This is a genomic window from Isoptericola sediminis (genome assembly GCF_013085345.1).
Taxonomy (GTDB): Bacteria; Actinomycetota; Actinomycetes; order Actinomycetales; family Cellulomonadaceae; genus Isoptericola; species Isoptericola sediminis.
The window spans coordinates 47,421-63,560 of record NZ_JABFAJ010000001.1 but is presented as its reverse complement, the minus strand read 5'-3'; the positions used below and the strand labels follow the sequence as shown (position 1 = coordinate 63,560).

The window sequence follows — 16,140 nt, the reverse complement described above, 5'->3', positions numbered from 1 at the left end:
GGGCCGGTCGGCCCGACGTCGCTGACTTGCGTCTGGGTGGGTAGGTGGGCGTGCCGTGTCAGGAAGCCTGATCCGCCAGGATCAGTGCTCCTCCTCCAGCGACAGGCTGATGTAGACCGCGGCGAGCAGGGCGAAGATGTACGCCTGCAGCAGCGCGACCAGGATCTCGAACAGGGTGACGGCGAAGCCACCCGCGAGGGTCAGTGCGGCGATGCCCTTCAGCGCCGGCGCCGCCTCGAGGAGGAAGAACTGGGTCGCCGCGAAGCAGAGCACCAGCATGATGTGCCCGGCGATCATGTTGGCCGCGAGTCGCAGCGCGAGCGAGAGCGGCCGGACCACGAGGATCTGCACCAGCTCGATCGGCGTGACGATGAAGTAGATCGGCCACGGGATCCCGGGCGGGAAGAGGTTGTTCTTCAGGTAGCCGCCGAGGCCGTGCTTGGCGATGCCGACCCACCAGTAGGTCACGAAGACCCACAGCGCCAGCACCAGCGGCAGGCCGATACGGGCGGTGCCGGCCATGTTGAGGAACGGGATGATGCCCGTGATGTTGAACGCGAGGATCGACAGGAAGATCGTCGTCAGCATCGGGACGAAGCGACGGGCGTTCGTCTTGCCGAGGATCTCCTCAGCGATCTGCACGCGCACGAAGTCGAGGATGATCTCGATCGCGCCCTGGAAACGTCCGGGCACGAGCTTCGCGCGCCGCGCGGCCACCACGAAGACGGTCAGCAGCACCGCCATCGCGATGATGCGGATGATCCAGATCCGGTCGATCTGGAAGATCGTGTCCTCGAAGAGGATCGCCGGCGGGAAGAATTCGTCGATGGACGGCACATGGAAGCCGCCCTCCCCTTCGGAGGCGGCGAACAGCATGGGGGTCGCTGACGTGAACAGGAGGACTCCCGGGTGGTCGAAGGTCTTTCGGCACTCCACGCTGAAGCGGGCACGCCATCGGACCTGGCCGTCATGGATTCGCGGACAGCCTACTAGATGAACTCGGATGGTCCGACACCGAAGGGCCACTTCGGCAGCGGAATCGTGCGGCTTGTGAACAATGGCACGTGCGGAGCCCCCGCGTGGGGGCTCCGTCGCAGGTCAGGGCTGCACGTAGGGCATCCGCGCCCCGCGCACGGCCTGGTAGTCCAGCAGCGCCGAACCGACCGCTCCGAGGGCCAGCACGACGAACAGCACGTAGGGGTCGTAGAAGTCCGCTCCGCGCAGCAGCACCAGCACGACGACGAGCACCACGATCTTCGCCAGCCAGGCACCCATGACACCGGCCGCCATGGCGGTCGGCGACGCGCCGACGGTGCGCTGCATCGACCAGATCGTGGTGGCGCAGAAGAACGCTGCCAGCCCCGCACCAACGAGGGCGCCCCAGACGCCCGCCGTCCCGGCCACCAACCAGCCGACGAGGCCGCCCCCGACGGCCAGCACCCCGACCAGCAGCAGCGTCGACCGCATGGCGCGACGCAGCATCGCGCGCTCGGAGGACCGGACCTCCTCGTGCGTGCGCCCCTCGACGCCCTCGGGCTCCTCGGGGCGGTCCGGGGTGGCGTTCTGCTCGGTCATGGTCGGTCTCCTTCTCCGGAGGGCGTCGGGGTGGACGACACCGCCACCGGGTTCGCCCCCGAGGCCACGTCGTCGTCGAGGAAGCGCCCGCGCGTGCGCAGCGGGCCGAGCGTGAGCACCAGGGCCACGACGACCGCCACGACGAGCCAGGCGAGCACCACCTGCCAGCGCCACGCCACCAGTGCCGCCGTGCCGAAGGCGAAGACCGCCGTCCAGACGTACAGGATGAGCACGGCGCGGCGGTGCGAGTGCCCCAGGGCCAGCATGCGGTGGTGCAGGTGCATCCGGTCGGGGGCCATCGGCGACTTGCCGGCGGCCAGCCGGCGGACGACCGCCATCGTCATGTCGAGCAGCGGCAGGAGCGTCACGGCCAGCGGCAGCAGCAGCGGGATGAAGATCGTGGCGCGCTGCGCACCCGACAGGGCGTCGGTGACGGTCGGGTCGAAGCTGCTGGTGATCGAGATCGCCGCACCGGCGAAGACGAGTCCCAGGATCATCGACCCCGAGTCGCCCATGAAGATGTGCGACGGGTAGAAGTTGTGCGGCAGGAACCCCAGGCACACGCCGACCAGCACCGCGGTCATCATCGTCGCGAAGCTCGAGTAGTCGGCCGGGCTCGCCTGCTGGGTGAGGAAGTACGTGTAGAGGAAGAACGCCGACCCGCCGATCGCGACGATGCCGGCGGCGAGGCCGTCGAGCCCGTCCACGAAGTTCACGGCGTTCATCGCGACCACGATGACGAGGATCGTGACGAACAGCGACAGCCGGGCCGACGGGATCGTCAGGCCGCCGGGCATCGGCAGCGCGGTCAGCTGGACCTGGTTCACGACGAGGAACCCCGCCGCGAGGATCTGCCCCGCGAGCTTCGTCATCCAGTCCAGGTCCCAGATGTCGTCGGCCCACCCGAGCAGGCAGACGATCACCGCTCCGCCGACGACGCCGAACACCTGGGGTTCGGCGAAGACCCCCGCGAGGAACGGCATGCGGGAGGCCAGCAGCACGGCGACGACGATCCCGAGCAGCATCGCCAGACCGCCCAGCCGTGGTGTCGGCTGGACGTGCACGTCGCGGGCCCGGACGGCGGAGATGGCGTTGGTCCGCCGGGCGACCCAGCGGGCACCGGGTGTCGCCAGGTACGTCACCGCCGCGGCGATGAGCATGACCAGCAGATATGCCCTCACCCGGGGTTCCCCTCGGAGGTCTCGTCGAGGCCCAGCACGGGCGCGATCTCGCGCAGCGCCGCGAGCGTCACCGCGCCCTGGCGCACCACGCGCAGCTCCGGGCCGGTCGCGTCGACGATCGTCGAGGCGACACCGCCCGGGGCGGTGCCCCCGTCGAGGTAGCAGCCCACCGCGTCACCGAGCTGGTCGACGGCCTCGGCGGCCTCGGTGGCCGCGGGCCCCCCGGTGCGGTTGGCGCTGGAGACGGCCAGCGGCCCCGTGCGGCGCAGCAGCGCGAGCGCCGCCGGGTGGTCGGGCATACGCAGCGCGACCGTGCCGTGGGTCTCGCCGAGGTCCCACTGCAGGGACGGCTGGGACCGCAGGATGATGGTGAAGCCCCCCGGCCAGAACGCCTCGACCAGCGCACGTGCCGAGGCGGGCACGTCGACGGCGAGCCCGTCCAGCGTGCGGGTGTCCGGCACGAGGACGGGCGGGGGCATCTGCCGCCCCCGTCCCTTCGCCGCGAGCAGCGCGGCGACGGCGTCCGCGTCGAACGCGTCCGCACCGATCCCGTAGACCGTGTCGGTCGGGAGGACGACGAGTCCGCCCCGGGAGATCGTGTTGACGGCCTCGTCGATCGCGGGGCCCCAGGAGTTCTCGTCGGTGACATCGTGCACGGTGCTCACTCGCCCCAGTCTGTCACGGTTCGTCGTCCGGACGGTGCGTCGACCGGCTGCCGGGCGACCACCATGCGGGGTCGGCCGGTGAGGTCCTCGGCGGTGCGCACGTCGACCAGACCGGCCGCCGCGGCCAGCTCCCGCGCACCGGCGGCCTGCACCTCGGCGTGCTCCATGACGAACAGCCCGCCCGGCCGCAGCAGCCGGGCCGCCGCCCGGGCGACGCCCCGGGGCACCTCCAGCCCGTCGGCGCCGAGGCCGTACAGGGCCACCCCGGGATCGTGGCCCGCGACCTCCGGGTCCCGGGGCACGGCCGTCGGCGGCACGTACGGCGGGTTGGACACCACGACGTCGACCGTGCCGTCCCACGCGGTGAGAGCTGTGCGGGCGTCCCCCCGGACCGGCCGGACGTCGGCACCGGCGGCACCGGCCACCGCCGCGACGTTGCGCTCCGTCCACCGGTACGCCTCGCGGTCCAGCTCCACGGCGTGGACGACGGCGCCCGGCACCTCCGTGGCCACGGCCAGCGCGATGGCGCCGGACCCGGTGCACAGGTCGACGACGACGACGCTCCCCCGGTCGGCGACGACGGCCGTGGCCTCGTCGACCGCGACCTGGGCGACCTGCTCGGTCTCCGGGCGCGGCACGAACACGCCCGGCCCGACGGCCAGCTCGAGGTGCCGGAACGGCGCCGCGCCCGTCAGGTGCTGCAGGGGCTCCCGGCGTGCCCGGCGCTCGACGAGCCCCGCGAAGCGCTCCCCCGGGCCGGGGCCGGCCGGGGCCCCGCCGTCGGGCAGCGGGGCGTCGAGCAGGGAGAGCCGCCGGACCTCGCCCCGCGGCACGTCCAGGACGTGGGCCAGAAGCAGCTCGGCGTCGGTCCGCGGCGACGGGACGCCGGCGACGGCCAGCCGGCGCGACGCCTCGCGCAGCAGGGCGCCGACCGTGTCAGGCATCGCCGGCGGCCGCGAGCCGGGCGGCCTCGTCGGCGTCGACGGCCGACCGGATGAGGGCGTCCAGGTCCCCGGCCAGCACGTGGTCGAGGTTGTAGGCCTTGAAGCCGGTGCGGTGGTCCGCGATGCGGTTCTCCGGGAAGTTGTACGTCCGGATCCGTTCGCTGCGGTCGACGGTGCGCACCTGCGACCGGCGCAGGTCCGCGGCCTCGGCGGCGGCGGCCTCCTGGCGGGCGGCCAGCAGCCGCGCCCGGAGCACGCGCATCGCCTGCTCCTTGTTCTGCAGCTGCGACTTCTCGTTCTGCATCGACACGACGATGCCGGTGGGCTCGTGCGTGATGCGCACGGCGGAGTCGGTCGTGTTCACCGACTGCCCGCCGGGCCCGGAGGACCGGTAGACGTCGATGCGCAGGTCGTTCGGGTCGATCTCGACCTCGCCGGGGTCGTCGACCTCGGGCAGCACCAGCACCCCGGCGGCCGACGTGTGGATCCGTCCCTGGGACTCGGTGACCGGGACCCGCTGGACGCGGTGCACCCCGCCCTCGTACTTGAGGTTCGCCCAGACACCGTCGGCGGGGTCCTCCGGGGTGCCGCGGGACTTCACCGCGAGCTGGACGTCCTTGAACCCGCCGAGCTCGGTCTCGGTGGACTCCAGCACCTGCGTCGCCCACCCCCGACGTTCCGCGTAGCGCAGGTACATGCGCAGCAGGTCACCGGCGAACAGCGCGGACTCGTCGCCGCCCTCGCCGGCCTTGATCTCCAGGATCACGTCGCGGCCGTCGTCGGGGTCGCGCGGCACGAGGACGCGGCGCAGGTGCTCGGCGGCCTCGGCCTCGACCTCCTGCAGCGCGGGGACCTCGGCGGCGAACGACTCGTCCTCGTCGGCGAGCTCGGCCGCCGCGGCGGCGTCGTCCCGGGCGGTGCGCCAGGACCGGTAGGCGCCGACGACGCGGTTGAGCTCGGCGTACCGCCGTCCCAGGGTGCGGGCCCGACCGGGGTCGGCGTGGACGGCCGGATCGGCGAGCTCGCGCTCGATCTCGGCATGCTCCGCCAGCAGCGGCTCGGCCACCGCGAAGTCCTCGGTCACGTCGTCTCCGTCCGGTCGTCCCTCGGCGCGGCGCCGCGGCGCCGCCGGGTCGCGTGTCGGGGCGCGACCCGCGGATCAGCGTAGAACCTGCCGGCCGGGGCGGGTTCGGAGCCGATCCACCGGGCGGTGCACCCTGCGGCACCGCCCGGACATGCGACAGCGCCGGTGGTCCCGCGGCCGACTGCCCCTGGAGAGGTTGTCGGGCGGACCACCGGCGCTGCCGGAGGTGCTACTTGTCCTTCTTGCCGTAGCGCGCCTGGAACCGGGCCACGCGGCCACCGGTGTCGAGGATCTTCTGCTTGCCCGTGTAGAACGGGTGGCAGGCGCTGCAGACGTCGGCGTTGATCTTGCCGGAGGTCTCCGTGCTGCGGGTCACGAAGGTGTTGCCGCAGGTGCAGGTGACCTCGGTGAGGACGTACTCGGGGTGGATACCGCTCTTCATGATGCTCCTTGGTGTGATGCCGCCGGGTCGCCTCGCAGGACCGCGAGCCGTGAACCGGCAGGCCGACGAACCATTGTGCCAGAACACCTGTCCTGGCGGGGATGTTCCCGGGTGTGACCTCAGACGGTCTCGCCGGGACGGTCGTCCGTGAGGCCGGACGGCGTGGTCTTCTGGACCTGGAGCAGGAACTCGACGTTGCTCTTGGTGTCCTTGAGCTTGCCGAGCAGCAGCTCGATGGCCTGCTGCTGGTCCAGTGCGCCCATGACGCGACGCAGCTTGTAGACGATGCCGAGCTCCTCCTTGGACATGAGGATCTCCTCGCGGCGGGTGCCGGACGCGTTGACGTCCACCGCCGGGAAGATCCGCCGGTCCGCGAGGTTGCGCGACAGCCGCAGCTCCATGTTCCCGGTGCCCTTGAACTCCTCGAAGATCACCTCGTCCATCTTCGAGCCCGTCTCGACCAGCGCCGAGCCCAGGATGGTCAGCGAACCGCCCTCCTCGATGTTGCGCGCGGCACCGAAGAACTTCTTCGGCGGGTAGAGCGCCGCGGCGTCCACACCGCCGGAGAGGATCCGGCCCGAGGCCGGGGCCGCCAGGTTGTAGGCGCGCGACAGGCGGGTGATGGAGTCGAGCAGCACGACGACGTCCTGGCCGAGCTCGACCAGGCGCTTGGCACGCTCGATCGCGAGCTCGGCGACGATCGTGTGGTCCGAGGCGGGGCGGTCGAACGTCGAGGCGATGACCTCGCCCTTGACGGTCCGCTCCATGTCGGTGACCTCTTCGGGCCGCTCGTCCACGAGCACCACCATGAGGTGGACCTCGGGGTTGTTGGCCGTGATGGCGTTGGCGATCTGCTGCATGATGATCGTCTTGCCGGCCTTGGGGGGCGAGACGATCAGACCACGCTGGCCCTTGCCGACCGGGGCGACGATGTCGATCACCCGCGGGGTCAGGCGCGTCGCCTCGGGGTTCTCCAGGCGCAGGCGCTCCTGCGGGTACAGCGGGGTGAGCTTCGTGAACTCGGGACGCTGACGCGCCTCCTCCGGCGTCATCCCGTTGACGGTGTCGAGACGCACCAGCGCGGAGAACTTGTTGCGGGCGTTCTTGCCGCCCCCGCCGCCGCCGCTGGGCGGCTCCTCGCCGTCACGGGGCTGCCGGATGGCGCCCACGACGGCGTCGCCGCGGCGCAGGCCCGACTTGCGGACCTGGTTCATCGAGACGTAGACGTCCTTCGGCCCGGGCAGGTAGCCGCTGGTCCGCACGAACGCGTAGTTGTCGCGGATGTCGAGGATGCCCGCGACGGGGAGCAGCACGTCGTCCTCGCGGACCTCCGGCTCCTCCAGGGGCATGTCCGGCCCGTTGCCACCGCGGCCTCCGCGGTTGCGGCGCCGGTCGCGACCGCGGTCGCGGCCGCGACGACGGCGCGAGCCGGACTTCTCCTGCTGGTCGCCCTGCTGGCGGCCCTGGTCACCCTGCTGACGACCCTGGCCGCCCTGCTGACGACCCTGGCCGCCCTGGTCGCCGCGGTCTGCGGACCGGTCGTCCTGACGGTCCTGACCGCCGCGGCCGCGGCCGCCCTCGCCGTCGCCCTTCGGGCCGGAGCCCGACTCCTGGCGGTCCGGCCGGGACTGGCGCTCCTTCGGCGCGGCGACGGCGTCGGCGAGCTCGGCGAGCCGCGCCTCACGGTCGTTCGTCGGGCCGGCACCCTCCTGCGGGCCGCCGTCGGCCCGCTGCTCCTGCCCGGTGGCGGCGCCGGAGCTGCGCACCGCGCGGCGGCGACGCGGGGCGTCCTCCGCGGGCGCCTCGCTGCGGACCGAGGGAGCCGCGGTCGACGCGGCCACGACGGGCTCGGCGGAGACGGGCTTGCCCGCTCCGGCCCCGCGACCGGCGTCGTCCTGGCGGTTGCCGCCGGAGGAGCGACGGGAGCGGATGGCGTCGGCCAGGTCGCTCTTGCGCATCCGGCTGGTTCCCTTGACGCCCAGCTGGGACGCCATCGCCTGGAGCTCGGCAAGCTTCATCGAGCTCAGGTTGTCGGTGGTGTTCGTCACGAAGGACCCTTCCCCCTCGTATGCGGTCCTGCGGGGCGTCCGCTCGGACCGGGGTGGCGGGCGACCGGGTGCAGGGGGCACCCGGACGCGAAACCTCGCATCAGTGGTACGACGACGTCGGCTGACGGGGTTGCTGACGGCCTCCGGCGCAGGACCCGACGAGCGGGCTGCGGTGGGGCAACGGACGGACGCATCGTGCAAACCATCATCACGTGACGATGCCGACGTGGGTCAGGAACGACAACCTCATGCTCGTCCTGCCACCGTCCCGAAGGCTTGGTCCATGCTACCACTCCTGCACACCGCTCCCGTGACGTCGATGCCGGGCCGCCAGGCACGCCAGCCCGCCATCCCGTCGACGAGGTCGGCAAGCAGACGGTCGAGCCCGGCCGTCTGCCGCTCGGCCGCCAGCACCAGCACCGTCGGCCCCGCGCCGGAGACGGTCGCGGCGAACCCCTCGGTGCGCAGCGCGCGCACGAGCTCCGCGGTCCCCGCCATCACCTCGGCCCGGTAGTCCTGGTGGATCCGGTCCTCCGTGGCGTCCAGCAGCAGCTCGGGACGGCGCGCGAGCGCCTCGACCAGGAGCGCGGCACGGCCGGCCGTGAAGGCGGCGTCGGCGTGCGGCACCTGGGCGGGCAGCACGCCCCGCGCCCGGCTCGTCGAGAGCCGGGTGTCGGGCACCAGGACCGTGGCGGTGACCCGGGGGTCCACCTCGAGGTCGACGGCCCGGGGCCCGTGCGGTCCGGACCAGGCCACGGTGGCTCCGCCGCGCAGCGCCGGCGCGGCGTTGTCCGGGTGTCCCTCGAACTCCGTCGCGATGCCCAGCATGGCCGTCACGTCGAGGGCCTGCGGGTCCGCGAGCAGACCGCGCGCCGCGACGATCCCCGAGACGACCGCCGCCGCGGACGACCCCAGACCGCGGCCGTGCGGGATGCGGTTCGTGCACCGCATGCGCAGGCCGGTCAGCGGAGCGCCGGCGAGCTCGAGCGTGTGCCGCAGGGCCCGCACCACCAGGTGCTCCTCGCCGTCGGGCACCTGGCCGGCGCCCTCCCCGACGACCTCCACGCTGATCTCGTCGCTGGCGAGCAGGTCCACCTCGATCTCGTCGTGCAGGCCCAGCGCCAGGCCGAGGGCGTCGAACCCCGGACCGAGGTTGGCGCTGGTGGCCGGCACCCTCACGACCACGCGATCCGCACCGAGCTGCATCTCAGCCCAGTCCGAGAGCGTCGGCGACCGCCACGACGTCGGCCCCCACCCGGGTCGGGGTCACGTCGCCGCCGTCGGGCGTGCGCAGGGCCCACTGCGGGTCCTTCAGCCCGTGCCCGGTGACGGTGACCACCACCCGCGCACCGGCCGGCACCAGACCGCGCTCGGCACGGGAGAGCAGCCCGGCGACGCCCGCGGCCGAGGCCGGTTCGACGAAGACGCCCACGTCGGCGGACAGCACCCGGTGCGCGGCGAGGATCTCGGCGTCGGAGACCGCCTCGATGGTCCCCCCGGAGTCGTCCCGGGCCGCCTCGGCCTGCGCCCAGGAGGCGGGGTTGCCGATGCGGATCGCGGTGGCGATCGTCTCGGGTTCGACGGGGTGGCCCGCGACGATGGGTGCGGCGCCGGCCGCCTGGAAACCCCACATCGCGGGGGTGCGCGTCGCCACCGCGACCGGCGCGGCACCCGGGCCGTCCTCGCTCGTCGGGATACCGGCGTACTCGCGGTACCCCTTCCAGTAGGCCGTGATGTTCCCGGCGTTGCCGACCGGCAGCGCGTGGATGTCGGGTGCGTCGCCCAGGGCGTCGACCACCTCGAAGGCCGCGGTCTTCTGCCCCTCGATGCGGTCCGGGTTGACCGAGTTGACGAGCTCGACCGGGTAGGCCTCGGCCAGCTTGCGCGCCACCACGAGGCAGTCGTCGAAGTTGCCGTCGATCTGCAGCAGCTGGGCACCGTGCGCGACCGCCTGGCTCAGCTTGCCCATCGCGATCTTGCCCTCCGGCACCAGCACGGCGCAGACCATGCCGGCGCGGGTGGCGTACGCGGCGGCCGACGCCGAGGTGTTCCCGGTGGAGGCGCACACGACGGCCTGCGCGCCGCGTGCGGCAGCCGTGGAGATCGCCGTCGTCATCCCCCGGTCCTTGAACGAGGCGGTCGGGTTCATGCCCTCGACCTTGACGAACACCTCCGCGCCGGTGCGCTGAGAGAGCGCGGGCGCCTCGACGAGGGGCGTGCCGCCCTCGCCGAGGGTCACGATCTTCTCGGCGACGTGGGCCGGCAACCGGTCGGCGTACTCGGTGATGACACCCCGCCACTGATGGGCCGGCATGCTCAGACTCCCTCGACTCGCAGGACGGACGTGATCTGACGGACGGGCTCCAGGTCGCGCAGGGCGGACACCGTCGCGGCGAGCGACGCCTCCCGGGCGGCGTGGGTGGTGATGACGAGGCGGGCCACGGGCTCGCCTTCGTCCCGCACCGCACCCGGCGCGGGCTCCGAGGCGGGCTCGGCCTCGAACGCTGCGGTGAGGGCCTCGCTCTGGCGCACCGTGTCGATGGAGACGCCGTGGTCCGCCAGCACGCCGGCGACCTGGGCGAGCACACCGGTGCGGTCGGCCACCTCGAGCCGCACCTGGTAGCGCGTGATCGCCGCGTCGGCCGCCAGGACCGGCAGCGAGGCGTACGCCGACTCGTGCGGGCCCTTGCCGCCGATCAGCCGGTCGCGGGCCGCCGAGACGACGTCGCCCAGCACCGCCGAGGCCGTGGGACGCCCACCGGCGCCCTGGCCGTAGAACATCAGCGGACCGGCACCCTCCGCCTCCACGAAGACGGCGTTGAACGCCCCGCGCACGGCGGCCAGCGGGTGGTCGGTCGGCACCAGCGCCGGGTGGACCCGCGCCGCGACGCCCTCGTCGGTGCGCTCGGCGATGGCGAGCAGCTTGAGCACGTACCCCGTGCGACGGGCCCACTCGACGTCGTCCCGGGTGATGTGGCGGATGCCCTCGCGGGCCACCTGGTGGATCGACACGCGGGTGTGGAACGCGAGCGAGGCGAGGATGGCCGCCTTGGCCGCGGCGTCGTAGCCGTCGACGTCGGCCGTGGGGTCGGCCTCGGCGTACCCGAGCTCCTGGGCGCGCTTGACGACGTCCTCGAGGTCGAGCCCCTGCGTGGTCATCTCGTCGAGCACGTAGTTCGTGGTGCCGTTGACGATGCCGAGCACCCGCTGGACCTGGTCCCCGGCCAGCGACTCGCGCACGGGTCGGACGATCGGGATGGCACCCGCGACGGCGGCCTCGAAGGAGAGGTCGGCGCGGGCGGTGTCCGCCGCCTCGAACAGCACCGGCCCCTGCTCGGCGAGCAGCTGCTTGTTGGCGGTGACCACGCTGGCGCCCCGCTCGAGAGCCCGCAGGATCAGGGTGCGGGCCGGCTCGATGCCGCCCATCAGCTCGACCACGACGTCGGCCGCGTCGACGAGCGCCTCGGCGTCCTCGGTCAGCAGCGCCGCCGGGACGCCCTCGCGCTCCCGCGAGGCGTCCCGCACGGCGATGCCCACCACCTCGAGCGGCGCACCGGCCCGGGCCGCCAGCTCGGCGGAGTTCTCCAGCAGGCCGTGGGCGACCTCGGTGCCGACCACGCCGCACCCGAGCAGAGCGACGCGCAGGGGGCGTCGCTCACGGCGGTCAGGGTCCGACGGCGCCGTCACGGCGGGCCGGTGGTCTGCAGCGGGCACGGGGCCACCTTCACTTCGAACGTGCGGGATCGAGGCTCAGGATAGCCGCGCACGGGTCCCGGCCGGACACGCCGTCCGCATCGTGACGCCGATCGTTGGAACGGCGGTCCCGGACATCACGATCCGGTCACAGTGTGATGCCATGCACACTTGCCCGATACACCTGTGTCACACATCACGCTTAGTGTGTGCGCCACATCAACCCAATCTGGGAGGACACTGTGCGCATCACCATGCGACGACGCCCGGTCGTGGGCGCGCTCGCCGCGTTCGGCCTCGCTGCCACCACCGTGGCGTTGCCGAGCATCGCGACCGCAAACGACCCCGACGGCCCGGAAGCCCTGGCCCCGGTGCACACCGCCCCGGCCGGCGACGAGGACACGCTGGTCAACGAGACGCCCGGCGCCTGGTTCGTCGAGCTGGAGAGCCCGCCGACCGCCCAGGGCAGCTCGCGCGCCCAGGTGAGCCGCGAGCACTCCGCGTTCAAGGACGCGGCCGGCGCGGCCGGCGTCGACTACACCGAGCGCGAGGAGTTCACGAGCCTGTTCAACGGGTTCTCCATCGACATGGACAGCTCGCAGCTCGGCCGCCTCCAGGCGACCCAGGGCGTCAAGGCCATCTACCCGATGGTCCAGCTCTCCGTGCCGGAGCCGCAGACCGCGGCGATCCCCGACATGGCGACGGCTCTCGCGATGACCGGCAGCGACGTGGCGCAGAACGAGCTGGGCCTCACCGGCGCCGGCGTCAAGGTCGCCGTGATGGACACCGGCATCGACTACGCGCACCCCGACTTCGGCGGCGGCGAGTTCCCGACCGAGCGCGTGGCCTACGGGTACGACTTCGTCGGTGACGCCTACGACGCCGGGTCCCCCGACGCCGACGCGCGTGTCCCCCAGCCCGACGGCGACCCGATGGACTGCCAGGGTCACGGCACCCACGTGGCCGGCATCGTCGGTGCCGACGGCGACGTCGTCGGCGTGGCCCCCGAGGTCACCTTCGGCGCCTACCGGGTGTTCGGCTGCGAAGGCTCCACCGAGGCCGACATCATGATCTCCGCCATGGAGATGGCCCTCGAGGACGACATGGACATCCTCAACATGTCCATCGGCTCGGCCTTCACCTGGCCCAGCTACCCGACGGCGAGCGCCTCGAACGCCATGGTGGACGCGGGCATGATCGTCGCCGCCTCCATCGGCAACTCCGGCCGCTCCGGCGTCTACTCGGCCGGCGCCCCGGGCGTCGGCGAGAAGGTCATCGGCGTCGCGTCGGTCGACAACACCAACACCGACGCCGCCAAGGCGGTCGCGAACCCCTCGGGCGAGCCGGTGGCCTACACGGTGCTCTCCACCGTGGCCGCTCCGACGGCCGGTGAGACCACCGACGCGATGGTCCACGTCGGTCGCGGCTGCGTCGACACGATGGGTGACACCCTGCTCGCCGACCCCACGGGCATGACCGCCCTGGTCGACCGCGGCAGCTGCACGTTCGAGGAGAAGTACGCCTCCGCGGTGGCCGCCGGTGCGACCGCCGTCGTCATCGCGAACAACATCCCCGGCCTGTTCAACGGCGGCGGGGTCACCGACCAGGGTGTCCCCGGCGTCGGCATCAGCCTCGCCGACGGCGACATGCTCAAGGCGCAGATGGACGCGGGCGAGACCGTCACGCTCACCTGGACCGACGAGACGGTCTCGGTCGTCAGCCCCACGGGTGGCGAGAAGAGCGACTTCAGCTCCTACGGCCTGGCCCCGGACCTGTCCCTCAAGCCGGACCTGGCCGCGCCGGGTGGCAACATCCGCTCGACGTACCCGCTGGCCAAGGGCGGTTACGCCACGCTGTCGGGCACCTCGATGGCCGCTCCGCACGTCGCCGGCGCCGCCGCGCTGCTGCTCGAGGCGGACCCGGAGATCGCCGCCACCGAGATGCGGGACCTGCTGCAGAACACGGCCGAGCCGGTCCTGTACGCCGGTGCCTACGTCGAGACCGTGCACGGCCAGGGTGCCGGCCTGATCGACGTCCCGGCCGCCTACGCCGCGACGACCTCGGTCACCCCGGCGAAGATCTCGCTCGGTGAGTCCGTCGTCGACCGTGTCGACGGCGAGCCGGTCTTCGAGCCGGTCACGACGACGCTGACCGTCGCGAACGACTCCGACGCCGAGGTGACCTACACCATGGGCCACACCACGGCGCTGGCGACCTACGGCGACACCTTCGCCCCGACGCTCTCGACCATCGCCGGCACGGCGGAGTTCTCGGACACCGAGGTCACCGTGCCTGCCGGGGAGTCGGCCGAGGTGGACGTCACGATCACCTCGCCGGGCTTCGACGGCTACCAGGTGCTCTACGGCGGGTTCATCGAGATCACCGGTGACGACGGCTCGGAGACCTCGGTCCCCTACGCCGGCTTCGACGGCGACTACCAGGACATCGAGGCGATCACCCCGATCGACCTCGGCGACGGCGAGATGGTCGACGTCCCGTGGATCTCGCGGATCTCGGAGTGCGCCGAGTTCGTCGAGTTCGACTGCATCGACCCGATGGGCTCGTACAGCGAGGCCGGCGGCGAGACCTTCTCCCTCGAGTGGGTCGACGGTCTGCCGGACTACCCGTACGTGCTGGCCCACTTCGACCACCAGGTCGAGGACTTCACGCTGACGGTCATCGACTCGAAGGACCGCGTCAAGGGCTCCTTCACGGTCGCCGCGGACCTGGGCCCGCTCGGTCGCAACGAGTCGTCCGCCGGTGTCCAGGCGTTCGTCTGGGACGGCACCGTGACGAAGACCAGGGGCAACACCACCGTCACCAAGGATCTGAAGGACGGCGAGTACAGCCTGAAGATCGACGCCCTCAAGGCGAACGGTGACCGGTCGAACCCCGACCACTGGGAGACCTGGACGTCCCCCGAGTTCACCATCGACCGTCCCTGACGGTCCGCACGACGAACGGCCCCGTCCCCTGCTGCAGGGGGCGGGGCCGTTCCGCGTCCGTGGGAGCTCGTCCGGAGGCTGTCCTGACTCGGCGCGTTTCGTCCTGACTCGCGGAAAGACGGCCTGACTCGCGGCGACGTGGCCTGAGTCGCGGGAGGGGGCGACCGGGTCAGCCGAGGTCGAGCGCCAGCAGGTCCTCGACCGTCTCGCGCCGCACCAGGACCCGCGACGAACCGTCCGCCACGGCGACGACCGGCGGGCGGGTCAGCGCGTTGTAGTTGGACGCCATCGACCGTCCGTACGCACCCGTCGCCGCCACCGCCAGCAGGTCGCCGGCGCGGACGTCGGCGGGCAGCAGGACCTCGTGCACGACGATGTCGCCGCTCTCGCAGTGCTTGCCCACCACGCGGGACAGGACCTTCGCGGCGTCGGAGACGCGCCCGACGACCTCCGCGTGGTAGTCCGCGCCGTACAGGGCCGGGCGGATGTTGTCGCTCATCCCGCCGTCGACGGACACGTAGAGCCGCGAGAAGGTCTCGTCGTCGGTGCCGCTGCCGGAGACCGTCACCGGTTTGACCGTCCCGACGGTGTAGAGCGTCAGTCCTGCGGGTCCGACGACGGCCCGCCCGGGCTCGATGGAGAACCGCGGCAGCGGCGTGCCGAGCTCGGTGCACACGGCGGCGACCGCCGCGGCCACGTCCTGCGCCACCGGTGCGGGTTCCAGCGCCTCGTCGGCGGGCAGGTAGGCGATGCCGTACCCGCCGCCCAGGTCGACCTCCTCGACGAGCACACCCGTGCGACCCGCCAGGTCGGCGCGCAGCTGCAGCACGACCCGCGCCGCGGCCTCGAAGCCCGAGGGGTCGAGGATCTGGGACCCGATGTGCGAGTGGATGCCGAGCAGCTCGAGCTCGGGCCGCGCCACGATCGCCTCGAGGGCCGCGAGCGCCGGGGACGTCTCGCCGTCGTCGCCCGCCGTGACCGACAGGCCGAACTTCTGGTCCTCGTGGGCGGTGGAGATGTACTCGTGCCCACCGGCGTGCACGCCGGTGGTGACGCGGAGCATCACGGGTGCGACCACGCCCCGGGCGGCGGCCAGGTCGGCGACCCGGTCGATCTCCACCCGGGAGTCGACGATGATGCGGCCGACACCGGCCTCCAGGGCGGCGAGGATCTCGTCGTCCGACTTGTTGTTGCCGTGCAGCCCGATCGCCGCCCCGGGCACACCGGCACGCAGCGCCACGGCGAGCTCGCCGCCCGAGGCCGTGTCGACACGCAGCCCCTCCTGGGTGGCCCAGCGCGCGACGGCGACGGTCAGCAGCGCCTTGCCGGCGTAGTAGACGTCGACGCCGGCACCGATGCGCTCGAACTCCGCCTCGAAGGCCTCGCGATAGGCGCGGGCCCGGGCGCGGAAGTCGGACTCGTCGAGGACGTAGGCCGGGGTGCCGTGCTTGGCGGCCAGGGCGCGGACACCGACGCCGCCCACCTCGAGCTCACCGTCGGCGCGGCGGCGGGCGGTCGAGGGCCACGGCGTACCGGCCGCGTCCGGGCCGCCGGCGGGCAGCG

General features: G+C 72.8%; 13 protein-coding genes. 1 reads left to right on the top strand and 12 read right to left on the bottom strand.

What is annotated here, in order from left to right; all coding sequences use genetic code 11:
- Window positions 1-81: 81 nt before the first annotated feature.
- From atpB to HLI28_RS00200, 11 genes are all read right to left on the bottom strand, one after another.
- Window positions 82-876 (bottom strand): F0F1 ATP synthase subunit A, encoded by a 795-nt coding sequence (gene atpB / locus HLI28_RS00250; RefSeq protein WP_171245494.1) that lies wholly within the window; start codon window positions 874-876, stop codon window positions 82-84.
- Between the two features lie 222 nt (window positions 877-1,098).
- Window positions 1,099-1,575 carry a Cg1360 family ATP-synthase-associated protein gene (locus HLI28_RS00245; protein ID WP_246246235.1) on the bottom strand — a complete coding sequence of 159 codons (477 nt, stop codon included), beginning with the start codon at window positions 1,573-1,575 and terminating at the stop codon, window positions 1,099-1,101.
- Entirely contained in the window at window positions 1,572-2,756 is a 1,185-nt protein-coding gene (locus tag HLI28_RS00240) for an MraY family glycosyltransferase (protein WP_171245493.1), read from the bottom strand. Before HLI28_RS00240 ends, HLI28_RS00245 begins: the two co-directional genes overlap by 4 nt.
- The gene (locus HLI28_RS00235; RefSeq protein ID WP_171245571.1) at window positions 2,753-3,412 is read right to left on the bottom strand and encodes an L-threonylcarbamoyladenylate synthase; all 660 of its coding nucleotides are present in this window, start codon (window positions 3,410-3,412) and stop codon (window positions 2,753-2,755) included. Before HLI28_RS00235 ends, HLI28_RS00240 begins: the two co-directional genes overlap by 4 nt.
- Before the next feature lie 5 nt (window positions 3,413-3,417).
- Window positions 3,418-4,365 (bottom strand): peptide chain release factor N(5)-glutamine methyltransferase, encoded by a 948-nt coding sequence (prmC, locus tag HLI28_RS00230; protein WP_171245492.1) that lies wholly within the window; start codon window positions 4,363-4,365, stop codon window positions 3,418-3,420.
- Window positions 4,358-5,449, bottom strand: coding sequence for a peptide chain release factor 1 (prfA, locus tag HLI28_RS00225; protein WP_171245491.1), 1,092 nt, complete (start codon window positions 5,447-5,449; stop codon window positions 4,358-4,360). Before prfA ends, prmC begins: the two co-directional genes overlap by 8 nt.
- A 229-nt stretch (window positions 5,450-5,678) precedes the next feature.
- A complete protein-coding gene (gene rpmE / locus HLI28_RS00220; protein ID WP_171245490.1) occupies window positions 5,679-5,891 on the bottom strand; it encodes a 50S ribosomal protein L31 in 213 nt (70 codons plus the stop codon).
- Between the two features lie 119 nt (window positions 5,892-6,010).
- Window positions 6,011-7,909: a transcription termination factor Rho gene (gene rho / locus HLI28_RS00215; protein ID WP_246246241.1), complete on the bottom strand. Its 1,899-nt coding sequence runs from the start codon at window positions 7,907-7,909 to the stop codon at window positions 6,011-6,013.
- 276 nt (window positions 7,910-8,185) lie between these two features.
- Window positions 8,186-9,145, bottom strand: coding sequence for a homoserine kinase (gene thrB, locus HLI28_RS00210; protein ID WP_171245488.1), 960 nt, complete (start codon window positions 9,143-9,145; stop codon window positions 8,186-8,188).
- Between the two features lies 1 nt (window position 9,146).
- Window positions 9,147-10,253, bottom strand: coding sequence for a threonine synthase (gene thrC / locus HLI28_RS00205; RefSeq protein WP_171245487.1), 1,107 nt, complete (start codon window positions 10,251-10,253; stop codon window positions 9,147-9,149).
- Between the two features lie 2 nt (window positions 10,254-10,255).
- Complete coding sequence (locus HLI28_RS00200; protein WP_171245570.1) at window positions 10,256-11,626, bottom strand: homoserine dehydrogenase; 1,371 nt, start codon at window positions 11,624-11,626, stop codon at window positions 10,256-10,258.
- Between the two features lie 260 nt (window positions 11,627-11,886).
- Here HLI28_RS00200 and HLI28_RS15690 point away from each other — a divergent pair, with 260 nt between their 5' ends.
- Window positions 11,887-14,577 carry a S8 family serine peptidase gene (locus HLI28_RS15690; protein ID WP_171245486.1) on the top strand — a complete coding sequence of 897 codons (2,691 nt, stop codon included), beginning with the start codon at window positions 11,887-11,889 and terminating at the stop codon, window positions 14,575-14,577.
- A gap of 169 nt (window positions 14,578-14,746) precedes the next feature.
- Here HLI28_RS15690 and lysA read toward each other — a convergent pair whose 3' ends face one another.
- Window positions 14,747-16,138, bottom strand: coding sequence for a diaminopimelate decarboxylase (lysA, locus tag HLI28_RS00190; protein WP_171245569.1), 1,392 nt, complete (start codon window positions 16,136-16,138; stop codon window positions 14,747-14,749).
- Window positions 16,139-16,140 lie beyond the last annotated feature (2 nt).